The organism is Dehalococcoidales bacterium, from assembly GCA_028717385.1.
In the GTDB taxonomy this organism is placed as follows: domain Bacteria; phylum Chloroflexota; class Dehalococcoidia; order Dehalococcoidales; family CSSed11-197; genus CSSed11-197.
Map to the genome: position 1 here is coordinate 1 of JAQUNW010000011.1, position 22,554 is coordinate 22,554.

Here is a 22,554-nt window from a genome sequence, read left to right on the forward strand (position 1 = left end):
TTACCCTTGCCTCGATTTCCTTTGACTTGGGGTGAGAGAGTATATCGTTGATCTTTTGCATCCAACGACTATAGCCTCTCGGGTAATAACTTTCCACATATATCTGTTTCATTAAAAAGACTCCCGGTTATCACCTCCCCGGGAGTCCAATATGTATCTGAACTTTTGCAGAATGAAGATAGCTTTGTATTTACGAGTTACGAGATGCCTGGAGTTTGATTTCAATACGATGGGGCCTGTAGAATGTTCAGATTAGTTTGACCAAATCTAATACTTGGAGGCATTCTGACTGATGGTATGGCTAAAACTGATTTTGTGTTGCGCCATTATATTGATAGCGGGTACGAAGTTAGCCCGTTATGGAGACGCCATTTCTGAGAGAACCGGCTTGGGAGGTATGTGGATAGGCCTGGTTTTAATTGCACTTGTAACATCCATGCCAGAAATGGTAACAGGTATAAGTTCAGCTGCGATTGTAGGCAAACCCGATATGGCACTGGGGAATTTCTGGGGGAGCTGTACATTTAACCTCACCATACTTGCTATTCTTGACATAATGAATAGAAAAGCCCCGGCGTTGTCCTTGGCTAATAGTCGCAACATATTACCAGCCGTGATGGGAATCATTTTAATATCATTTGCCGGACTCACCATTTTGATCGGTGATCCGGTTACCAAGCTTTCTATTGGCTGGCTGGCAATCACCAGTATTGTCATTTTTGGCAGTTATTTATTCGGTATAAGACAAATGTTTATCTATGACCAGAAGCACCCAGAACCGAAAGTTGAAGAGTCGGATAAATATTCACATTTAAGCAGTATTCGAATATATGGAACTTTCGCACTGGCGGCTCTGGCGATTATCGGGGGCGGCATCTGGTTATCACTGATCGGAGATGAAATTTCAGTAACCTATAACCTCAGTGCCAACTTTGTTGGAAGTCTGTTTCTGGCAATCGGCACGTCTTTACCCGAACTTGTGGTAGCCATAACAGCGCTTCGAATGGGGAGTATTGACCTGGCAGTAGGCGATATACTAGGTGCCAATATGTTGAATACCGCCAACATTTTTATAACTGATCTTTTTTATACCCCCGGCCCTTTGTTGGCAGAGGTATCACTGCGTAATCTTTTCACAGCAGGCACTATGGTAGTGATGACATTGCTCGTAATCGCCGGATTAAAGTTAAAAATGAAACGAAAAACATTTGGTTTTATCAGCTGGAATACTCTGCTAATTATAATCCTTTACTTGTCAATTTCATTCGTTTTGTTTTATTATTAGCATCTGTTTTCACTTGCTGGAAGACGTTCAAAAATTATTTCCAGCAATCATAATTACCGAATCTCATCCTTGAACCAGTTAGTGAACATTGCTTAAACTTTAAGCTATAGGGTAAAATTAGCGGATACGCCCCTGTAGCTCAGAGGATAGAGCACCGGCCTCCGGAGCCGGTTGCGAGAGTTCGAGTCTCTCCAGGGGCGGTGCTTATTAAAAAACAAATAGCGGGAGGCTCATTATAGTTACCAAACATAATATTATTGGAATCCGGTGGCACGGTCGGGGTGGCCAAGGGGCGGTAACTTCAGCCGAACTTATAGCGAGAGCAGCCATCGAAACCGGTGGATATGCCCAGGCATTCCCAGCATTCGGGCCAGAAAGGCGCGGAGCGCCGGTTCTTGCCTTTGATCGAATTAGTTCCGGCCCGATACGTAGCCGTGCCGAAGTTAACGATCCGAATATTGTCGTTGTTCTCGATCCCCGCCTGATGGACGCGGTAAACGTAACAGCAGGTATGGAACACAATGGATTGATTATAGTCAACACCAGGCTTAATCCCGATGAAATCAGCGCCCGTTATGATAACCGATTCCGGGTAGCTACAGTAGATGCTAATACCATTGCCAGAGAGGTTCTGGGGGTTCCTATTGTCAATACAACCATGATGGGAGCACTTATAAAAGCCAGCGGCATATTAAAACCCGAAGATCTGGTTGAGCCTCTTAAAGACCGTTTTGGCCGTCTGGCAGAAAAGAATATTAACGCCATGAACCGGGCATTTAAAGAAACCATGATAAAGGAGCAGTAGATTGGCTAAACCAGACAACGAACTTACCTGGCAAGACATTGAAATAGGGGCTATAGTCACGACCCCAGGCAATGCCAGCCAGTATCGCACTGGCGACTGGCGTTCCCAGCGGCCAGAGTACATATTTGATCGATGTATCAAATGTGGAGTATGTGCCATTTATTGCCCCGAAGGCTGCATAAATCAAAACAAGGAAGGCTTTTTTGAGGCTGATATGTTCTATTGTAAAGGGTGCGGCATCTGCGCCACTGAATGCCCCGTATATGTAATTAGTATGACAGAGGAGGTTGAATAATGGCTAAAAGAGTCGGTATTGAAACCTCCATAGCAATCAGCGAAGTAGCCGCTGCTTGCGATGTAGACGTGGTAGCCGCATATCCGATTACACCACAAACTCACATCGTGGAACATCTGGCCGACCTGGTTGCAAATGGCGAGCTTGACGCAGAATATATTCCCGTTGAATCAGAGCACTCTGCCATGAGTGCGTGTCTGGGCTCAGCTGCATCAGGAGCCAGAACTTTTACAGCTTCGGCAGGGCAGGGTCTCGAGCTAATGCATGAAGTTCTATTTGTAGCCAGCGCGATGAGGCTGCCAGTAGTTATGGCGGTTACCAACCGCGCTGTTTCATCTCCTCTAAGTGTTTGGGGTGACCATTCAGACGTGATGGCTGCCCGAGATGTAGGATGGATTCAGTTATTTGTTGAAAATGGACAGGAAGCCGTTGATAATATAATCTGCGCCTTCAGGATGGGCGAAGATCCCAACGTGTTACTTCCAGTGATGGTAAACCTTGATGGGTTCCATCTATCTCATATGATAGAACCCATTATTATCCCTGAAAAAGAAGAAGTAAGTCGGTTTTTACCCCCAAACAACTACCCATTACCGCTTCATCCCGATAAGCCAGTAGCCATGGGGGACTTCGCGCCACCCTTCATCTTTACCGAGGCAAAATGGGCACAAGAAGTCAATCTAAAAAATTCATATGACACAATAATAAAAACCTGGCATGAATTCGGCCAGCAATTTGGCCGTTATTATCAGCCTGTTGAGCAATATCTTACAGATGAAGCTGACACCTTGCTGCTTACAATGGGGAGCTTCAGTGAAACTGCCATGACGGCTATTGACAGTCTGCGCGAACAAGGCCATAAGGTTGGCTTGGTGCGCATCAGATTATGGCGCCCGTTTCCTTTTGAGGAGCTAAGAAAGGCCGTTGGCGGCGTTAAAACCCTTATCGTTTTAGATAGGGCAATCTCAACCGGTGGCCCGGGGGGACCGGTTGCCAGTGAGGTTAAAGCAGCCCTTTACAACGAGCCGAAAAAGCCTGCAATTGTCAGTTTTGTTGGCGGCCTTGGTGGGCGTGATATCACCCGAGAAGGCTTTGAGACCATAATACTCCGCGGACAAGAAATTGCAAGGAACGGAAGTCCAAATGAATATGAAATTTTCGGCGTGAGGAAATAAATGATAGGTCAAAGTGTATATGTCCCACGGTTGCTACCAGAAATTGAAAGCCTTGCCCCAGGTCACCGGGCTTGCATCGGTTGCGGTGAAGTGCTGGCCATCCGGCAGGCTTTTAAAGCTATCGGACGTAACGCAATAGTAGTTAATGCCACCGGCTGCATGGAGATTATCGCCAGCCAGCTACCATATACTTCATGGCGGTTACCATGGATACACACACTATTTGAGAATACAGCTGCAGTTGCATCAGGAGTAGAGGCTGGATTAAAAGTAATGGCACGCAAAGGCCGTTACAATCACCAGAATACTAAAGTAGTAGCCATAGCCGGTGACGGTGCAACCGTTGATATTGGGCTTCAAGCTTTATCCGGAGCCCTGGAAAGAGGTCATGACTTTGTTTATATCTGCCTGGACAATGAAGGGTATATGAATACTGGTATCCAGCGCTCTTCTGCCACGCCCTACGGAGCCACTACCACCACTTCTCCTGCTGGTAAAAAAAGCATTGGTCAATTCAGCTGGAAGAAAGACCTTCCAGGAATAGCAGTTGCCCATCGTATTCCTTACGTAGCTACTGCCTGCCCCAGTTATCCGGTTGACCTGATTGAAAAAGTGAAGAAAGCAGTTGCCACAAAAGGGCCGTCTTACATCCATATCTTTTCGGGGTGCCCCACAGGATGGGGATGCGCTACCAATTTAACCATCAAGCTTGGACGACTGGCAGTAGAAACAGGCGTGTTTCCTTTATATGAAGTTGAGAACGGCAAATATACCATTACCTACAAACCAGAAAAGCTGCGCCCGCTCACCGATTACATGAAACCACAGCGGCGTTTCCGTCACTTGACCGAAGATACCATCAAACTGATCGAAAAGCGAGTCGCTGAGGAATATTACAAACTCTTGGAGAAAGACGAATGTCAGAAGTAAGTGTTAAAGAGGAGATCTTGGGGGATATTCTTGACAGATATAACCGAGACCGCGGACAACTCATTTCTATACTGCAGGACATACAGACTGAATACAATTATTTGCCCCGAGAAGCTATAAATTTTGTCAGCAGTGAACTTGGTATTCCTCTGAGTCAGGTTTACAGTGTTGCCACATTCTTCAAAGCATTCTCGCTTAAACCCAGAGGCCGTCATACCGTACATGTTTGTATGGGAACTGCTTGTCACGTCAGAGGTGCTACACAAATACTTGAGCAAATGGGTAATGAAATGAACGTAGGTTGTGGAGGTACCACCAAAGATGGCAAGTTTACTCTTGAAAGTGTTAACTGTGTTGGTGCATGTGCCCTTGGGCCGGTGGTTGTGGTCGACGGAGAGTATGCTGGTCAGATGACGGTTAATAAGATAAAACCGCTACTGGAGAAATATGATTAACCATGAGTAGAATAGTCAGTAAGTTAACCTCACTAAATGAACTTGAAAAAACGCGATCGCTTATTGTTGCTGAACGTCCAAAGGCATCTACTATTTCCGTATGCTGTGGTACCGGTTGCCAGGCTTTTGGTGGGCAAAAAGTAGCAAAAGCCTTTAGGGATGCGATTGAATCGCACGGCCTGAAAGATCGTGCGATTGTTAAAACGACTGGTTGCCATGGTTTCTGCGAAAGAGGGCTGTTAGTTGTAATCAGGCCTCAAAACATCCTGTACCAGCATGTCCGGCCTGAGGATGTAGAAGAAATCGTCAGTGAAACTATCATGAAAGGCAAGGTGATCGAAAGATTACTTTACATAACTTATGACAACGGTAATAAAATCGTTGCTGAAGAAGACGTGCCTTTCTACAAAAAGCAAATGAGGTTGGTATTTGGAGCCAACGGATACATAGATCCAACCGAAATCGATGATTACATTGCCATAGGCGGTTATTCCGCTCTTGCCAAAGTTCTTTCTTCAATGAATCCCGAGCAGGTGATAGAAGAAATAGCAGCTGCCGGTCTTCGCGGTAGGGGAGGGGGCGGTTTCTTAACAGCTACCAAGTGGAAAAGCACGAAAGAAGCCCACGGCGAACCTAAATATGTTATCTGTAACTGTGATGAAGGCGACCCTGGAGCTTTTATGGACAGAAGCCTGATGGAAGGTAATCCACATAATATCCTGGAGGGTATGATAATCGGTGCTTACGCTGCCGGTTCCAGCATCGGTTTTATATATATACGTAATGAATATCCCCTGGCAGTTAAAAACGCTGAGATCGCCATTCGCCAGGCAGAAGAATACGGTTTACTGGGAGATAATATTCTTGGTTCAGGCTTCAGTTTTAAGGTAAGCATTAACCGTGGAGGAGGTGCTTTTGTCTGCGGTGAATCAACCGCCCTCATGGCATCCATTGAGGGCAAGGTCGGAGAACCGCGCGCCAAATATGTACACACGTCTGAAAAGGGGTTGTATGATTGCCCAACAGTCCTTAACAACGTCGAGACCTGGGCTAACGTTCCGCTGATAATCAATCGCGGTTCCGCATGGTACTCTTCGATTGGTACTGAAAACAGCAAGGGTACCAAGATCTTCTCCCTGGTTGGCAAAATAAATAATACCGGCCTCGTTGAGGTTCCTATGGGTATTTCGCTCAGAGAAATTATATATGAGATTGGCGGAGGAATACCGGATAATAAAAAGTTTAAAGCAGTTCTCACCGGAGGCCCGTCAGGGGGCTGTATACCGGAGAGCCTGCTCGATCTGCCAGTTGACTTTGATGAGCTTACCAGAGTGGGCTCGATGATGGGATCAGGCGCCATGATCGTCATGGATGAAGACAACTGCATGGTAGACATTGCCCGTTATTTTCTCAAGTTTCTTGAAGAAGAATCCTGCGGCAAATGTGTTCCCTGCAGAGAAGGTCTGGACCGGATGAGGCAAATATTGGATGACATTAGTGAAGGAGAAGGCAAAGAATCGCACCTCGCACTGCTCGAAGAGATGTCAGCGGCAATCCAGAATGGCTCATTATGTGGGCTGGGGCAAACAGCGCCCAACCCGGTTTTGACCACTCTTAAGTATTTTCGTGAAGAATATCTTGCGCATATCGTCGATAAAACATGCCCTGCGGGCGTCTGCAAATCACTTGTCAGCTATAACATTGTGGATGAAAACTGTACGGCTTGCAGGTTGTGCGTGAAGGCATGTCCGGCTGAAGCTATTGAATTTATCGGCAAAAAGATTCCGGTCGTTCTTCATCAAGACAAATGCACGAAATGCGGCGCATGCATGAAAGCATGCAAGTTCAATGCAGTAGAAATAAGATAGCGGAGTAATAAATGGTAACGCTTAAAATTGACGGAAGAGAAATTCAAGCGGAATCGGGTAAAACAGTTCTCGAAGCTGCTCAGGATAACAATATATATATACCGACTTTATGTGTCAGTGAGGCAGTAGCCGCGTATGGAGCATGTCGTCTTTGTATGGTTGAAATTACTACTGGTAAACGCAAAAGACTTGTTGCATCCTGCTTATATGAAGTATCCAATGGATTGGTAGTAGAAACACAAACAGAGCGGGTTTTAAACATAAGACGCCTGGTAATGGAATTACTGCTTGCCCGCTGCCCCAATTCGCCGGAAGTCATCGAAATGGCCCGGAGCGTCGGCATTGAAGCCAGCCGATTTCAGGCAGAAGAGGAAAACAATTTCTGCGTTCTATGCGCTTTATGCACTCGGGTTTGCCGTGAAGTTGTCGGCAAAAGCGCAATAAGCCTCGTCAGCAGAGGAACAGAGCGTAAAGTAGCACTACCGTTTTGTGATGATGCTGATGCGTGTATCGCCTGCGGATCTTGCGCTCAGATTTGTCCTACCGACGCAATTACGATGGAAGATCAGGGAGACAAACGAATCATTACCTGGCCGAGTTCAAGTCATGAATTTAAAATGAAAAAGTGCGAATCCTGTGGAAACTATTTCGCACCGGAAAAGCAAGTTTCTTTTATGATGAAAAAAAGCGGTCTGGAGGCAGAGAAGTTCAATCTGTGCATGACTTGTCGCCCCTAACGATTGAATTGAACCTTTAATCTTCCTTTGTTATACTCATGTATACAGCGGGGTGTAGCGCAGTTGGCTAGCGCGCAGCGTTTGGGACGCTGAGGCCGGAGGTTCGAGTCCTCTCACCCCGATTTTTATTATTTGGTTCTCGTATGAAACTTGACAAGTACAAATCAAAACGAGACTTCTCAAAAACTCGTGAACCTGACGGCTCCGGAACAAAAGAGAGCCCTCAGCAGTTCCAATTTGTCATTCAAAAACATGATGCCAGCCACCTCCATTATGATTTCAGGCTTGAAATAGATGGAGTGCTTAAAAGTTGGGCAGTTCCTAAAGGGGTTCCCCTGGAGAGCAATATCAAAAGACTGGCAGTTCAGACAGAAGACCATCCTTTAGACTACATAAATTTTGAAGGCGAAATCCCCAAAGGTCAATATGGTGCCGGCACTGTCCATATTGTTGACAGTGGTAATTTCACTCTGCATAGCCATGATTTAAAAAAGATCGAATTTGAACTTGCCGGCAGCACGTATTTCGGAAAATATGTTCTGATTCATACTAGCGAGAATAATTGGTTAATGTTTAGAAAAAAAGAAGCATAAGAATCAATGACAATTGATACAATAGAAAGAAAAGTTAAGCTGGTAATTAATAATAGCGCTATAAAAAACAAACCATTTGTTGATGATTTTATTGCTGGAGTAGCTGACGGGCTGGTCTCCCCCCTAAACGGCAGTACATCTTATAAAAGAATGCAAATTGTGATAGAAAAAGAGGAAGTATCGGTAATATTTGATCATCTTCCCGTTAAGACGGATGATTTCCTGGATACAATGATTAAATCAACAATAGTTGGCATGGCGAGCATTCTCGGGGTTTCCGAGCCCGTAACTCATTTGGAAGTCCAGGTTGACCGGTGATAATATTTCATTTAATTCCATGAATGATGACCAATAAGGAAAACCAGAATATTCCAAAGGTGCCTAAAGGCAAAATCGCGGTCTTATTCAGTCTGCTACTGCAGTTTGTTCCGCTATATGCTTTATGGCTGGTACTATCAGAACATTACCAGCCATTTTATCTGATCAGCGGAGCATTGATATGCGGATTTATTGTATTCTTTAACCACGAAATGTTTGCCGATTTTCTCCCAACGGATCGAAACAGTATGCTTACCATGCAGTCCGCTTTCCGGACTGCATTTAATCTGATGAAGTACCTTCCATGGCTTGTGTTTCAAATTATTAGAGATAATCTGCTTGTCGCCTATCTGGTTATCCATCCGAAGATGCCAATCGATCCCAGACTGCTAAGTTTTAAAACAGGGTACCACCGGTCAGCTAGCCAGGTTATTCTGGCAAATTCCATCACTCTTTCTCCGGGCACGATGACCATTTTGCTGGAAAACAATCATTACCTGATTCACGCGCTAATTCCCTCCTCTTGTGATAATCTCACCAGCGGAGAGACCCAGGCAAGGGTCGCAAAAATCTTTAATGAGGCACCAGAAAAAGCTCCCAAATCGGTATGTGGCTATACGTTTGAGGAAGTGGAATAGTGGAAGGTTTTATTATATTTGCGGCCTTTTTCATTCTAATACTCAACGTGGTCTGCCTATATCGCGTGGTAAGAGGACCAAATGTATTTGACCGTGCATTGGCGGTTAGTGTGATTGGCAATAATACAGTTTTACTGATTGTTCTAGTCGGCTTCATATTCGAGCGAATTGATATGTTTTTTGATATCGCAGTGGCTTATGCACTGTTGAACTTTATGCTATCTATTGCGCTTGGTAAATACTTTGAACGTTGGGGCAAACGATCACGATGAATATCCTGGCTGCGGTTTTGATTGCTGCAGGGCTGTTCTTTTTGAGTATCAGCTGCTTCGGGTTAATCCGGCTGCCTGATTTTTATGCACGCAACCATGCAGCAGGCAAATCGGGAACCCTGGCAGCAATGTTGATACTTGTGGGACTGGCAATTTACAACGGTTTTGATATTACTATATTGCGCCTGTTTATTATCCTGTTGTTTTTGGGTGTTTCCAGCCCTACTGCCACCCACGCCATTGCCCGAGCAGCTTATAAACTGGGGCTCGAACCGTGGACCCTGAAAAATCGCAATCCCGAATTCAGCCACGATGGGGGCACTCCGCAAGATGAGAGCAGTAGTTCAAACGAGGCACTACACTAAATGCTAGGCAATTTTGATTTTTGGTTATTGGCTTTTCTGATTGGGATGGCTCTTGTTGCCCTCAATATGAGAGATTTGATAGGGGCGGTACTGGTGCTATCTGCTTATAGCTTATGCATGGCTTTACTGTTTGCACTTTTAGGAGCGGTTGATGTCGCGCTGGTGGAAGCCACCCTGGGTGGAGGCATCACCAGCGTTATCTTGATTGCTGCTGTACTCCACATGAAAAGGAGGTCAAAGGATTGAAGGCTATTGCTACTATAATTATCGCAGCTTTTGCCGCAGTAATGATATACGCGACCTCTGGTTTATCTGTACCAGGAGATCCGGAATCCCCTGCAGCGGGCAATGTATCGGAATTCTATATCGAAAATTCAATGGAGGATATGCATACTCCGAATATTGTTACTTCAGTCCTTGCTGACTATCGTGGCTTTGACACTCTGGGCGAGACACTGGTGATTTTTACAGCCAGCCTCGCCTGTGTACTTATATTAACCAGGAGAGTTGACCGTGATTGAGCGCTATGACAGCATCATTGTCGACATTACCTGCCGCATAATGGTTCCTTTTATTCAACTTTTTGGCATGTACGTTATTTTTCACGGGCATTATAGCCCAGGTGGAGGGTTCCAGGGTGGAGTGTTACTGGCTTCCAGTATGATCCTTCATCGTTTAAGCCTGGGTTATAAAGAGTCCTATTTAAAGTTGCCCCCGGCTAGAGCGTCCGTCCTGGGAACCGGTGGCATGTTTCTTTTTATCTTGACAGCCCTCACCCCGATTTTTTTTGGTGGAGTATTTTTAGATTATGGTTTTTTGCCTATACCAGGATTGGAACCTGCAGAACTTAGATATTACGGCATTCTTATTGCTGAAATTTGGATTGGTATAGCTGTATTTGGCTGCCTGGTAGTAATTTTTGACCGGCTGACAGAAAGAAGATTGGATTAGTATGGGAGATATTGCGTTTCACTATAGTTATATTATGATTATCATTCTTCTGGTTATCGGACTATATGGTATGCTCGGAAAACGCAACCTTATAAAAAAGATAATCGGACTTAACATTTTTCAAACAGCTATATTCCTTTTCTTTATAGAAGGCGGTCTTAAAGACGGAGGTACAGTTCCAGTGATCGATCCGGCATTGGGCACTGAAGCCGCCATCTATTTCAACCCTCTGCCTCATGTAATGATTCTGACTGCAATTGTTGTTTCTGTTGCAACTACAGGAGTTGCGATGGCTTTATTACTGACGATTTATCGAAATTACACGAGTCTTGAAGAAGACATCATTTTGGAGCGTATGGGAAAGTGATTGAACATCTCCCAGCTCTTATACCCATAAGCTTGATATTGTTTGCCTTTATTGCCGGTATACTCGGAATGATGAAGTACAGGCTTAGCCGATATTTGGCGATATTGGGAGCCGTAGCAGCGTTTGGTTTATCAGTCACCAGTACGATTCATGTTTTACAAACCGGGACTATGAGCTACCACTTTGGTAATTGGCCGCCGCCATATGGCATTGAATTTGTCATGGATACATTAACGTGTTTTATGGTGCTGGTTATCACTGGCATCGGATCCATTCTTCTCATGTTCCCTACCAAGCCTGGATTTATGATCGACGAGCAAAAAAGCGCAACCCTATATACTTTGGTATTGTTATTCATGGCCGGGTTGTGCGGAATGGTTATGGCCGGAGACCTGTTTAACCTTTATGTGTTCCTGGAAATTTCCTCACTTACAACTTTTGCGCTGGTGTCAATTGGAGGAGGAAAAGCCTCTGTTGCCAGTTTCCGATACCTGATAATGGCCAGTATCGGGGGGTGTTTTTACCTTTTGGGAGTTGGGTTTATTTACTTTTCCGTAGGGTCGATCAACATGGCAGATGTGTTTCAATTACTGCCCGCTGTATATGACTCGCCTTCTGTAATTGGCGGAGCTTTTCTCATAATAACTGGATTGTGCCTTAAAATGGCTTTATTCCCCTTTCATACATGGCTACCAGATTCTGATACATACGCCCCTCCCGTTGTTGCCGCTTTTTCGGCTGCTGTGCAGATAGAAGTCCCTGCATACGTAATCACAAGATTGCTACTGAACGTATTTTCCCAAGATTTCATGGTAACATTGACCCCAATAACTGATATCATTGCCTGGATTTCTGCTGCAGGAATTATTATTGCCTCAATATTAGCAATCGCTCAAAATAATTTCAGGCGAATGCTTGCTTATAGCAGTGTAGCCCAAGTTGCTTACATAGGTCTCGGAATCGGTCTTGCCAATCCTTTGGGAATAGTCGGTGGAATTTTCCATATTATGGCACATTCCCTAATGAAAGGAAGCTTATTTTTAATTGCAGGCGGCCTTCATCACCATAACGGTATATGGAATATCCAGGGCTTCCAAGGTCTCGGTCGGCGCATGCCTTGGACTATTGGCGCTTTGACGATCGCAGCTCTCGGAATGATCGGTATACCGCCAACTGCCGGGTTTTTTAGCAAGTGGTACCTTCTGTTAGGGAGTATTGATAGCGGCAAGTGGGTCTTTGTTGCAGTAATGTTGATAAGCAGTCTTCTGAATGCAGTTTATTTTTTCCGTATTATCGAGAAGGCATTTACCCCGCTAAATAACCAGGCAGCATCCTCTGATAATCCTCGGGAGCTTCCAGGAAAAATGCTGGCTCCTATTTTAATCCTCGCAACGGGAATCCTGGTAGCCGGAGCATTAAATGTCGTTATAATAAATAACCTGATTATGCCGGTGGCGGAAGGCTTATAGAAATGAGTGGTATTTTAGCCTTCCTGCCTTTAGCTGCAATATTAGTTTCGTTTGTTGCATTCATATTAATCATTCTTCTTAGAAACAATCCAAACGCCCGCGAAGCCGTTACCATCATTGCTGCGGTGAGTAAATTTACCATTGTTTTTTCTATGCTGGAAAAGGTTCTGGCTGGGAATTATCCTGAAATCAAACTACTCAGTCTTTCACCCGGGATAGAACTTGCTTTGAAGGTTGATGAGGCGGGTATTATTTTTGCCTTATTAGCTTCTTTCCTCTGGATTGTAACCTCTTTTTATTCGATAGGATATATGCGAGGGCTTTCCGAAACGCACCAAACCAGGTTCTTTGCCAGTTTTGCATTGTGCCTTTCATCAACCATTGGCTTGGCTTTCTCGGTGAACCTGCTGACTTTTTATCTTTTTTACGAAATACTCACAGTTGCTACCTACCCATTGGTGATTCACAAAGGAACCCCCGAATCTTTAAAAGCCGGCCGCAAATACCTGGCTTATCTTATCACCGGAGGGGTAATTCTACTGGCAGCTATTATATATACCTATCAGATTAGCGGCACATTAGATTTCAAACCTGGGGGTTTCTTGCCAGAAGCAGCCAGTTTTACCCAAATTGCCACACTATTCAGTCTCTTCTTTTTAGGTTTTGGTTTCAAAGCAGCAATCATACCACTCCATAGCTGGCTTCCTTCAGCGATGGTAACCCTAACACCGGTTAGCGCTCTTCTTCACGCAGTTGCTGTCGTTAAAGCCGGAGTATTTGGGCTGGTAAGAGCTACTGGATTTGTCCTTGGACCGGAAAAATTATTAAATATCGACGCGTCCTGGGTTATGGCAGCACTGGCGTCGTTTACAATTATTGTCGCATCATTGTTGGCTTTTCGCCAGGATAACCTTAAGCTTCGGTTGGCTTATTCTACAATTGCACATCTCTCATATATTATATTAGGGCTTGCTTTATTTTCCGAAGCTGCCTGGAGCGGAGCGTTGCTTCATATTGTCAATCACGGCGTTATGAAGATAACTCTTTTCTTCTGCGCCGGTGCTATTTACGTTAAAACCCATCTGGCCAACATCAGCCAGCTTGACGGCATTGGTAGAAAAATGCCCTGGACAATGGCAGCATTTACAATTGCAACCATGGGTCTTGCTGGCATGCCTCCAGTTGCGGGATTTGTCAGTAAGTTCTTATTGGTAGAAGGGGCGTTTGCTGATGGGCGGGCAGTTTTTGGAATTGTGTTACTCATAAGCGGCTTACTCAATGCAGGATACTTTTTCCCGATCGTTTATCGGGCGTTTTTCAAGAACTCGCCTGACGGTGATGGTACCAAAGAAGCTTCACCTATTATGCTAATGCCTATTGTTGTTACTGCTGGTTTGTCTCTGTTTTTAGGTATATTTCCCGATGGAATTTTCCACTTCTTTAATCTGGCTGAAAACATTGCAAGGCAAGTAGTGGGGATTATCTGGTGAAGAAAAAGATTATTCTTGTTATCATTTTTATTGCCGTATTCATGCTACTGGATCAAGTGTTTCACCTTACCCACGGAGAAGGATGGTGGGCACAGGTACCGGCATTTTTTGCATTTCTTGGTTTTCTTGGAGGTCTTTTGATTTTCTTTTTGGGAAAAATTGTAATCAGCGCGCTTTTACATCGCAACGAGAATTATTATGAGTCTGACAGAAATAATCAATAGCGTTCCCCCTGTATCGGTGTTTTTTATTGTGGCACTGGTAATGCTTTTTGCGCCTTCACGTACCAGGGCGATTTTATTTCTTATCTCCTCTCTACTAGTTTTTCTCTCGCTTCCGCTTCTTCAGGATGGCAGCCTGTTAACAATAACTTTTTTAAATTTTGAACTTGTGCCATTTTCAGTAGACCGGTTAAGCGTAGCTTTTGCTTATGTATTTTGTCTTATTGCTTTTTTTGGTGGCGTATATGCCTTTCATTTAAAGGACCGGGGCCAGCAAATTGCGGCTATGGTCTATGCTGGCGGTTCGCTTGGTGCCATATTTGCCGGCGATCTGTTTTCTTTATTTGTATTTTGGGAAATAATGCTGGCTGGTTCCGCATACCTGATTTGGGCAAGGAAAACCCCCGAAGCTGCCGGGGCGGGGATGCGTTATATCATTGTTCATCTTGCCGGTGGCAGCTTTATGCTCGCCGGTATAATATGGCATTTGGTTCAAACAGGTTCTCTTGAATTCGGTCTTTTGGATGGTGCGCCGTCATATCTGATTCTAATAGGCTTCCTGGTAAACGCAGCGGTCCCCCCGTTACACGCCTGGCTCCCAGATGCATATCCTCAATCAACCGTGACCGGCAGTGTATTCCTAAGTGCTTTTACCACCAAAGTAGCTGTTTATGCATTAGTGCGTGGCTTCGCCGGGTTGGAACTGCTGATATGGGCAGGAGCTATAATGGCAGTTTATGGTGTGATATATGCGTTCCTGGAAAATGATATCCGTAAAATTCTCTCACATCATATAGTTAGCCAGGTAGGATTTATGGTGGCGGCAATTGGCATTGGTTCGGCGCTGTCTGTAAATGGAGCAGTTGCTCATGCTTTCACCAATATCCTCAACAAAGGGCTACTGTTTATGGGAACGGGAGCGATTCTCTACTCAACTGGAAAGAGCAGGTTAAATGAACTTGGTGGATTGTTAAAACAAACACCATACGTTTTTGTACTATATATGGTAGGAGCTGTCTCTATATCCGGACTCCCTTTGTTTTGTGGTTTTGTCAGCAAAGGAATGGTCACATACTCAGCAGAAACCGCAAATTATATCCCGGCGTTTTTAATGCTAAATCTGGCTTCAGTGGGTACTTTTTTAAGCGTCGGTTTAAAACTGCCGTATTACACATGGCTCGGAAAGCCCTCGCAAGCAGATATAGTCAAGCCCATTCCTGTGGGGATGTACATTGGGATGGCTTTAACAGCTGTGAGTTGCGTTGTATTGGGGATTTTTCCAGGTCTTCTTTTCGATTTATTGCCATATGACGCACTTTACCAGCCCTATACAATTGGCCATGTCTGGGAAACGGTATCTATTGTATTGTTTTCCGGCTTAATGTTCTGGGTATTGATAGACTGGATTAAACCCAAGCCGGGTATCACCCTGGACTTTGACTGGTTTTACCGTCGTCCAGCACCTCTGATATATCAAATATTTGTTAAATTACCATCGAATGTCTTTAGCGCTACAGCCAGTGCTGCTAATATAATTGTAAGCAAGATTGTAACAATATCTGGAAATCCGGTTGGTTATTGCTTCTGGCACTTCAATAACATTATCAGTAAATTGAAAAACCAACCTTCTCCGCCACGTGAACCCGCGCAGTTTGATCCACATCGATATCGTACCCCTCTCGGATTTATGGTACTCGTGCTAATGTCCGGCTTTATTATTTTCGTCTGTATAAATGCTTTGGCGTGAATATCCAACCCATACCCATTACTGAATTGACATATATTCCCAAGATGTAGTACATTGATTTTAATACGGTAATCATTTACCGTAGCGTTGCGGGTTAAGTAGATCTCATTGACCCGCAATTATGTTGAAAAGATATAATCCAGAAAGGGAAATAAACTTTACATAATATTTAAGGAGAGAACCACTAGAATGACAAATAATTGCAGCACGTCGCCAAAAAGTGAAAACCCGTTTGATATCGTACGCCAGCAAATTGATGCGTCTGCGGCTATTTTAAAACTGAAGCCCCAGGAAATAGAAGTATTAAAACACCCGTTACGCGAACTCCATGTATCTTTACCGGTGCGAATGGACGATGGAACTACCAAAGTATTTCAGGGGTATCGAGTTCAGTATAATGATGCACGCGGTCCCGGCAAAGGCGGTATCCGGTTTCATCCGCAGGAGACGATTGATACCGTGCGTGCTCTGGCTGCTTGGATGACCTGGAAAACTGCTCTTCTTGATTTACCACTGGGCGGGGCAAAGGGCGGCGTAGTATGCAATCCAAAAGAGATGAGCCAGGCTGAACTGGAAAGGTTGAGCCGTGCTTATGTCAGGGCGGTTTACCAGTTTATAGGCCCTGACAAAGACGTGCCTGCTCCCGATGTATATACCAATCCTCAGATAATGGCCTGGATGGCGGACGAATATTCAATTATTTCTGGTAAACCGCAGTTTGGGGTAATAACCGGAAAACCCATTAGTCTTGGCGGTTCGCCTGGTCGCGGAGATGCAACTGCTCGGGGAGGTATGTACGCAATCAGAGAGGCAGCTAAAGTGCTAGGTATAGACTTAAGCAAGGCAACTGTGGCAATTCAAGGTTTTGGAAACGCTGGTTACCATGCCGCCAAGCTGTGCAAAGAGCTTTTCGGAGCCAAAATCGTAGCTGCTTGCGATAGCCAGGGTAGTATTTATTGTGAAAATGGAATCAATCCGGATGAAGCCTATGCCTGTAAATCCTCTACCAGTTCGGTGTGTAACATGGAAGGTGTAGAGAATATCTGTGGAGACGATCTATTAAGCCTGGATGTAGATATACTCATACCAGCAGCCATAGAAAACGTCATTACCGACAGGAATGCCGGTGAAGTGAAAGCCAAAATAATTGCCGAGCTCGCCAACGGACCGACAACACCAGAGGCAGATGCTATTCTATACGACAATGGCATTCATGTAATTCCGGATTTTCTCTGCAATGCAGGCGGAGTTACTGTCTCTTATTTTGAAATGGTACAAAACTTCTATATGTATCGCTGGGATGAGGAAGAAGTACGGCAGAAGCTGGATAAAAGAATGTCCGGAGCATATCATTCCGTATGGAACGTAAGCCGGGAGTATAATATTAACATGCGTCAGGCTGCCTATGTTTTAGCACTGCAAAGAGTTGTAGAAGCAATGAAACTGCGTGGGTGGGTTTAATAGCTTTACATATTATTTTTCAATGATTTTCTATAAAGGAGAAGCTAAATGCTTCTCCTTTATTCGTTTTATGGATATTCAGTGCATACAATAACTTGGACAGGTGACTGACGCTAAGAATTATTGTTGATATTGATCATGACTATAAAATCAAAATAACAACCAGCTCTGATGGTGATATATGGCTGTTGGTGAGCGCTGACTCTGGTTTTTAAGGATTAACCTGTAGTTACTATCTTGCGAAAGAGGCAACTATACAACCGGCCGCGTAGAATCGAAATACAGACGAAAGAACATCAGTGTGAGTATTACTGGTCTAATACCACCCTAATTTCGCCATCTTTTATTACCACAGGATAGGTTTTTAAGGATTTTGGTTTTTTAATGGCGCTGCCTATTGCTTTGGTTAAACCGCCAAATTCTGTCCATTGAAGCACCTTGCCGTCAACCAGGTCAAACTTGGAATTATGAACCGGGCAGGTCACTTCGTGTCCGTTCAGTGTGCCCTTGGAAAGGTTGCCACCCATATGCGGACATTTGTTATCGGCGGCGTAGAATGTGTCCCCCTGGCGGGCTATTAATATTTGCCTCTTACCTATAGCAAAGCTTTTCATTTCACCAGGTTTTATTTGGTTGACTGTTGCAACTATTATCGACTCTGTCATTAAAATATCTCCTTTACTTGTATCCTGTAAATATATCCATACGAATGGCCTTGCTGTTTATACCCAGTTGGGCAACCTGTAATCCAATTGCTTCGACCATCGACGGTGGCCCAGACAGAAAAAACATGCGTTCTGTATGATCGGTAATAAGCGTTTCGATTGCAGCCTTGTTAATAAAACCGTGGTGAAAACAAGGCGCATTAGGTGATGGGGAACCAGACAAAAAGTGGTTTATCCTGATGCCGGGATATCCGGCCAACTGTTCTAGCTCATGTTTAAAGATAATGCTATCCGCGTTTGTGTTAGAATATAACAGTATGCAATCAAATGAAAGCTGTTTATGTTTTACATAATCCAGCATGCTTTTAACAGGAGTAATCCCGATACCTCCGCATATGAAAGCAATCTTCTTTATCTTATTTGGTAAAGTAAATCTGCCTTCGGGGCCTTCTATCATAGCCCAGTCACCAGGTTTAATTTCATCCAAAGCTGAAGAATAAGCGCTGTCGGTGATTCTCTTGGTGAACTCGATATAATTGCTCTCGGTAGGGGAGCTGGAAAACGAAAAATGGTGCACCATCGGTTTGGAATCAACCTTGATTGTAACGTAGAAATATTGCCCCGCCCTGTAACGCAAATTCAGCCCTTTTTTGGGAAAGCGAAAGGACTTTACCCTGGGAACTCTTTCAATGACCTCGTAAAATTGTGTTTCTAACTGCCACATCTTAACTCTCAACAATATATTATTTAGGGTAGAACAAGTCAAGAGTAAATAAAAAAAAATAGCTGAAAATTATGTAAAGTATTGGGTGCTTCACGTTTAAAGTAGTGACATAACATATATAGTGCGAATATTATTTGGTACTTTTAATGTTACATAACGAGGGCATATTTATAAGAAAGCGGAAATAAAAATTACCGCGGAGCGTTATTTTGTTGCAAATGCTCCGCGGTAATAGTTGCGTGTAGTTTATCTGATGAGAAGCCAGTTATCTTCTCGTTGTTACATATTGTGGTGTACGACGATTATTCATAAAACCACCCAACCGCTGAAAACTCGGTACTTCCAGCTCTGCTTCAGTGCGAATGTTTTTTAACACACGATTGATCTCTTTATCCCGATTTTGAGCAGTCGTAGGCCTATTCACTGCAAAACCAGTTGCAATTAAAGTCAGGCGAACTTCAGAATCCTGACGCGGATCATTAGTTACACCAAAAATAACGTTAGCCTGTGGATCTACTTCCTGGCGTATAATTTCTGCCGCTTCGTTAACTTCAAATAGAGTCAAGTTATCACTGCCAGATATGTTGAATATCACACCTTTAGCTCCATTGACCGATACGTCCAATAAGGGGCTGCTCAGAGCATTCTGAGCAGCTGCAACAGCACGATTCTTCCCGGAGCCCTTTCCGATACTCATCCAGGCCGGGCCTGCATCCTTCATTACTGCCCTTACGTCGGCAAAATCCAGGTTAATGATTCCGGGGACCGTGATAACTTCGGCGATAGCCTGAACGCCATGGCAAAGCGTTTCATCTACCAGCTTGAAGGCTCCGTCCATTCCACATTTGGCATCACATATGGAAAAGAGCCTTTCGTTGGGGACAATAATCATAGTATCTGTATTACCAACCAGGTTTTCAATGCCTTCTTCAGCTACCTGAGCCCTTCGTGTTCCCTCAAAAGCAAACGGTTTGGTTACTACTCCTATTGTTAAAGCCCCACATTCTTTGCTCACTCTAGCTACTACAGGAGCAGAGCCAGTGCCGGTACCGCCACCCATTCCAGCGGTGATAAAAACCATGTCAGCGCCTTCTACAAGCTTCTTGATCTCACTGATGCTTTCCTCTGCGGCTTCCTCGCCTTTCTTATTATTGCCGCCGGCCCCCAATCCTCGAGTGCAGCGCTCGCCCAGTTGGATACGGGTTGGTGCTTCTGTAATTGCCAAGTGTTGAGCATCCGTATTCATCGCGATAAATTCTACGCCGCGAATTTGCTCTCTAACCATTCTTGTGATGGCATTACATCCGGCACCACCAAGTCCTATGACCTTAATTTTTGCTCCATTTGGAACATAGCTTATTTTCCCCACTGACGGTAATTCTCCTTTAAAATAAATAGATTTTTATTTGCCGAATATTCTTATTACCCGGGATAATACTCCCGTGTTTTTAAAAATCCTGTTATTCATCTTCTGACGATAATGAGCCTCTGGTGTCTCCATTTTCCACAATAATAAACCAAAGCTTGCAGCATATTCAGGCCCCGATATGCTATCAGCGATACCGGACACTCTGGGAGGATAACCAATTCTGCATGGCGCTTGAGTAACTTGCTGTGCCATTTCGGCTATCCCGGGAAGGTTAGCGGTACCTCCCGTGAAAACTATTCCTGCCGGTAATGTGGATGGGTCCAGCTCGCCGCCTGTATCATTATTTACCTGCAAAAGTACCAGGCGCAGCAATTCTTCAGTACGTATGTGTATTATGTCAAATAAATCCTCGTAGGCAATTTCTTCCCCGTCAACAAGCAAGGGCTTGAGTTTCTCTGTTTGCGGCAAGGGAATCAGTGAGCCATAACGAACCTTGAGTTCTTCTGATAGCTCGGGGTTTAACCCGAGGCCAAGAGAAATATCTCTGCTAATCTGGTTACCTGCTACAGAAATCACAGAAGAATAATACACGCTATCATTTTTATATACGGCAATATTGGTGGTGCCGCCACCAATATCTGCCAGCAGCACGCCATCACGTTTTTCGTCTTCAGTCAGGACGCTAGCCGCACTGGCTAGAGGTTCGAAAACCACATTGTCGATCTTTACTCCCGCTCCTACAACACACTTGGTCAGATTTTCCAAAGAGGTCACAGAGGCAGTGATGGTATGAGTTTCGACATCCAGGCGGTATCCAAACATTCCAACCGGATCTTTGACTCCATCTTGCCCATCAACCCTGAAATACCTCGGTATCTGGTGCAGGACAGTCTCTTCTGGAGGCATATTTTCACTACGGGTAATTTCCAGCAGCCTTTCTACATCTTTTTTCTCTACCGTCTGTTTCCGATTGCCGGTTATACTGATTACTCCACGCTTATTACCAGAACTGACGTGTTTACCTGACATGCTAACAACAGCGGAATCCATCCTGAAACCAGCGGTTTTTTCCGCAGCTCTGATTGAAGCACGTACGGATTCCCGCGCTTCGGCAATATTGACCACTTGTCCTTTTTGTAATCCTTTTGAAGGGACAGACCCAATACCAAGAACGCGCAGCCCTGTGCCATCAGTTTCGGCAATCAGAGAGCAAATCTTGGTAGTACCAATGTCAATGGCACCAATCTTATTGGTTTTCAAAAAAACCTCCTGCTATTACTTGTTGTTTGTATTGCGGAAATGTACGTTCCATTTGTTTGAAATCGAACTAATGAAGTTTTTTACTTCCGGGCTGGGAGCGCGATATAGCTCAGCCAGAAACCCATGTAATAATTCTCCCCCACTCATTCCAGCGACAGGTTCCTGGGGGCCGGGCAGGTTGATGTGGACAATTTCAGTCATTAGTTTTTGATATTCTATTGCTGATCCCATTTTTCCATGCTCCTTTTTATTTGAAGATATAGAAGACAATTCTAGGCATGCAAATTCTACCCGTCAAATATTGTCCTGATTCGTCCAAGTTAGTGCCGGAATATTTTGATGGTTGCAATAGTTTGTCCTTAGGTATAAAATTACCCATAATTTATGGAGGAATAATGTCCGAAAATACCCGTAGGCAATTGCCACCTTATGTGTCATACCGCTCTTTTTGGAATTTTCTAGACCGGCTACACCAAGCCGTTCCTGCAAGAATAGATCGTAGCTATTGGGGGGATAAATTCTCGGGCAGTACAGGCGCCCAGCTCATGCGAGCTTTGCGTTACCTTGACTTGATTGATGACAAGGGAATACCTACCACGCTGCTGAGAAACCTGGTCAATGCCCGGGATTTGCAGAGGGACGACCTAATGGCTCAAATTGCACGTTCAAGTTACAGTTTTTTTCTTAATGGTCCCGTGGATTACAAGACTGCAACTTATGCTCAGTTTGAGGATATTTTACATGCCAATTTTCAGGTTAATGCTGATGTTGCTCGCAAATGCATCAAATTCTTTATAGATTTTGCAACTGACGCCAGGATCCCGGTTTCGCCCTTTGTGATCAAGAAAAATCGTAAGTCACGAACGCCGGTTACACCCCGCAGGACAAAAAGTAAAATCGAAAACAAAACGGAAATTCCATGTGCCGTAGACGACGCTGAAATAGTTCCAAATGGAACCGGTCTGGACAAACTTCTGGTAAACAAATTTCCGAACTTTGACCCTTCCTGGCCAGACGAACTAAAGATTAAATGGTTTTCTGCTTTCGACGAGCTGATAAAGCGTATACCGGCAGAAAAAAATTATTAGACACAA

The 22,554-nt window shown here is 44.4% G+C and carries 28 protein-coding genes and 2 tRNA genes; 25 read left to right on the forward strand and 5 right to left on the reverse strand.

All coding sequences use genetic code 11. The features are described from left to right. Positions 1-292 precede the first annotated feature (292 nt). The 24 genes from PHX29_03860 (at position 293) to PHX29_03975 (ending at position 17,442) form a co-directional block, all read left to right on the forward strand. Positions 293-1,285 (forward strand): hypothetical protein, encoded by a 993-nt coding sequence (locus tag PHX29_03860; GenBank protein MDD5605031.1) that lies wholly within the window; start codon positions 293-295, stop codon positions 1,283-1,285. A gap of 128 nt (positions 1,286-1,413) precedes the next feature. Then, positions 1,414-1,485 (forward strand) — tRNA-Arg (locus PHX29_03865). Between the two features lie 62 nt (positions 1,486-1,547). Further along, positions 1,548-2,090 carry a 2-oxoacid:acceptor oxidoreductase family protein gene (locus tag PHX29_03870; GenBank protein MDD5605032.1) on the forward strand — a complete coding sequence of 181 codons (543 nt, stop codon included), beginning with the start codon at positions 1,548-1,550 and terminating at the stop codon, positions 2,088-2,090. A gap of 1 nt (position 2,091) precedes the next feature. Next, positions 2,092-2,385 (forward strand): 4Fe-4S binding protein, encoded by a 294-nt coding sequence (locus PHX29_03875; GenBank protein MDD5605033.1) that lies wholly within the window; start codon positions 2,092-2,094, stop codon positions 2,383-2,385. Further along, the gene (locus PHX29_03880) at positions 2,385-3,560 is read left to right on the forward strand and encodes a transketolase C-terminal domain-containing protein (GenBank protein ID MDD5605034.1); all 1,176 of its coding nucleotides are present in this window, start codon (positions 2,385-2,387) and stop codon (positions 3,558-3,560) included. Before PHX29_03875 ends, PHX29_03880 begins: the two co-directional genes overlap by 1 nt. Then, a complete protein-coding gene (gene porB / locus PHX29_03885) occupies positions 3,561-4,490 on the forward strand; it encodes a pyruvate synthase subunit PorB (GenBank protein ID MDD5605035.1) in 930 nt (309 codons plus the stop codon). Next, positions 4,478-4,945 (forward strand): NADH-quinone oxidoreductase subunit NuoE, encoded by a 468-nt coding sequence (gene nuoE / locus PHX29_03890; protein ID MDD5605036.1) that lies wholly within the window; start codon positions 4,478-4,480, stop codon positions 4,943-4,945. Before porB ends, nuoE begins: the two co-directional genes overlap by 13 nt. Positions 4,946-4,947: 2 nt before the next feature. Beyond that, positions 4,948-6,813 carry an NADH-ubiquinone oxidoreductase-F iron-sulfur binding region domain-containing protein gene (locus tag PHX29_03895; protein ID MDD5605037.1) on the forward strand — a complete coding sequence of 622 codons (1,866 nt, stop codon included), beginning with the start codon at positions 4,948-4,950 and terminating at the stop codon, positions 6,811-6,813. A gap of 11 nt (positions 6,814-6,824) precedes the next feature. Continuing rightward, entirely contained in the window at positions 6,825-7,550 is a 726-nt protein-coding gene (locus PHX29_03900; GenBank protein ID MDD5605038.1) for a 2Fe-2S iron-sulfur cluster-binding protein, read from the forward strand. 48 nt (positions 7,551-7,598) lie between these two features. Further along, a tRNA-Pro gene (locus PHX29_03905) sits at positions 7,599-7,672 on the forward strand. 21 nt (positions 7,673-7,693) lie between these two features. Beyond that, positions 7,694-8,143, forward strand: a complete 450-nt coding sequence (locus PHX29_03910; protein MDD5605039.1) for a DNA polymerase ligase N-terminal domain-containing protein — start codon at positions 7,694-7,696, stop codon at positions 8,141-8,143. A 6-nt stretch (positions 8,144-8,149) separates the two neighbouring features. Then, positions 8,150-8,461, forward strand: a complete 312-nt coding sequence (locus tag PHX29_03915; GenBank protein MDD5605040.1) for a hypothetical protein — start codon at positions 8,150-8,152, stop codon at positions 8,459-8,461. A gap of 23 nt (positions 8,462-8,484) precedes the next feature. Beyond that, the gene (locus tag PHX29_03920) at positions 8,485-9,099 is read left to right on the forward strand and encodes a Na+/H+ antiporter subunit E (protein ID MDD5605041.1); all 615 of its coding nucleotides are present in this window, start codon (positions 8,485-8,487) and stop codon (positions 9,097-9,099) included. A 65-nt stretch (positions 9,100-9,164) separates the two neighbouring features. Next, positions 9,165-9,371 carry a monovalent cation/H+ antiporter complex subunit F gene (locus PHX29_03925; GenBank protein MDD5605042.1) on the forward strand — a complete coding sequence of 69 codons (207 nt, stop codon included), beginning with the start codon at positions 9,165-9,167 and terminating at the stop codon, positions 9,369-9,371. Continuing rightward, positions 9,368-9,736, forward strand: a complete 369-nt coding sequence (gene mnhG, locus PHX29_03930) for a monovalent cation/H(+) antiporter subunit G (protein MDD5605043.1) — start codon at positions 9,368-9,370, stop codon at positions 9,734-9,736. Before PHX29_03925 ends, mnhG begins: the two co-directional genes overlap by 4 nt. Then, complete coding sequence (locus PHX29_03935) at positions 9,737-9,982, forward strand: DUF4040 domain-containing protein (protein ID MDD5605044.1); 246 nt, start codon at positions 9,737-9,739, stop codon at positions 9,980-9,982. Next, on the forward strand, positions 9,979-10,257 hold the full coding sequence (locus PHX29_03940; protein ID MDD5605045.1) for a hypothetical protein: 279 nt from the start codon (positions 9,979-9,981) through the stop codon (positions 10,255-10,257). The genes PHX29_03935 and PHX29_03940 overlap by 4 nt, the downstream gene beginning before the upstream one ends. Next, positions 10,250-10,687 (forward strand): MnhB domain-containing protein, encoded by a 438-nt coding sequence (locus PHX29_03945; protein ID MDD5605046.1) that lies wholly within the window; start codon positions 10,250-10,252, stop codon positions 10,685-10,687. Before PHX29_03940 ends, PHX29_03945 begins: the two co-directional genes overlap by 8 nt. A 1-nt stretch (position 10,688) precedes the next feature. Beyond that, a complete protein-coding gene (locus PHX29_03950; GenBank protein MDD5605047.1) occupies positions 10,689-11,054 on the forward strand; it encodes a cation:proton antiporter subunit C in 366 nt (121 codons plus the stop codon). Further along, the gene (locus tag PHX29_03955) at positions 11,051-12,523 is read left to right on the forward strand and encodes a monovalent cation/H+ antiporter subunit D family protein (GenBank protein MDD5605048.1); all 1,473 of its coding nucleotides are present in this window, start codon (positions 11,051-11,053) and stop codon (positions 12,521-12,523) included. Before PHX29_03950 ends, PHX29_03955 begins: the two co-directional genes overlap by 4 nt. A gap of 2 nt (positions 12,524-12,525) precedes the next feature. Then, positions 12,526-14,013: a monovalent cation/H+ antiporter subunit D family protein gene (locus PHX29_03960; protein ID MDD5605049.1), complete on the forward strand. Its 1,488-nt coding sequence runs from the start codon at positions 12,526-12,528 to the stop codon at positions 14,011-14,013. Then, entirely contained in the window at positions 14,010-14,237 is a 228-nt protein-coding gene (locus tag PHX29_03965) for a hypothetical protein (GenBank protein MDD5605050.1), read from the forward strand. The genes PHX29_03960 and PHX29_03965 overlap by 4 nt, the downstream gene beginning before the upstream one ends. Continuing rightward, positions 14,212-15,981 carry a Na(+)/H(+) antiporter subunit D gene (locus PHX29_03970; protein ID MDD5605051.1) on the forward strand — a complete coding sequence of 590 codons (1,770 nt, stop codon included), beginning with the start codon at positions 14,212-14,214 and terminating at the stop codon, positions 15,979-15,981. The genes PHX29_03965 and PHX29_03970 overlap by 26 nt, the downstream gene beginning before the upstream one ends. Before the next feature lie 189 nt (positions 15,982-16,170). After that, complete coding sequence (locus PHX29_03975; GenBank protein ID MDD5605052.1) at positions 16,171-17,442, forward strand: Glu/Leu/Phe/Val dehydrogenase; 1,272 nt, start codon at positions 16,171-16,173, stop codon at positions 17,440-17,442. A gap of 308 nt (positions 17,443-17,750) precedes the next feature. Here the strand turns inward: PHX29_03975 and PHX29_03980 are convergent, their stop codons facing one another. The 5 genes from PHX29_03980 to PHX29_04000 all read right to left on the reverse strand — a co-directional run bounded on the left by PHX29_03980 (position 17,751) and on the right by PHX29_04000 (position 21,691). Beyond that, positions 17,751-18,107: a Rieske (2Fe-2S) protein gene (locus tag PHX29_03980; GenBank protein ID MDD5605053.1), complete on the reverse strand. Its 357-nt coding sequence runs from the start codon at positions 18,105-18,107 to the stop codon at positions 17,751-17,753. Between the two features lie 13 nt (positions 18,108-18,120). Further along, complete coding sequence (locus PHX29_03985) at positions 18,121-18,831, reverse strand: FAD-dependent oxidoreductase (protein MDD5605054.1); 711 nt, start codon at positions 18,829-18,831, stop codon at positions 18,121-18,123. Between the two features lie 265 nt (positions 18,832-19,096). Then, on the reverse strand, positions 19,097-20,200 hold the full coding sequence (ftsZ, locus tag PHX29_03990; protein ID MDD5605055.1) for a cell division protein FtsZ: 1,104 nt from the start codon (positions 20,198-20,200) through the stop codon (positions 19,097-19,099). A gap of 33 nt (positions 20,201-20,233) precedes the next feature. Then, complete coding sequence (gene ftsA, locus PHX29_03995; protein ID MDD5605056.1) at positions 20,234-21,460, reverse strand: cell division protein FtsA; 1,227 nt, start codon at positions 21,458-21,460, stop codon at positions 20,234-20,236. A 15-nt stretch (positions 21,461-21,475) separates the two neighbouring features. Beyond that, positions 21,476-21,691, reverse strand: a complete 216-nt coding sequence (locus PHX29_04000; GenBank protein MDD5605057.1) for a hypothetical protein — start codon at positions 21,689-21,691, stop codon at positions 21,476-21,478. Positions 21,692-21,855: 164 nt separating this feature from the next. Between PHX29_04000 and PHX29_04005 the strand changes: the two genes are divergently transcribed. Beyond that, on the forward strand, positions 21,856-22,548 hold the full coding sequence (locus PHX29_04005; protein MDD5605058.1) for a DUF5343 domain-containing protein: 693 nt from the start codon (positions 21,856-21,858) through the stop codon (positions 22,546-22,548). Positions 22,549-22,554 lie beyond the last annotated feature (6 nt).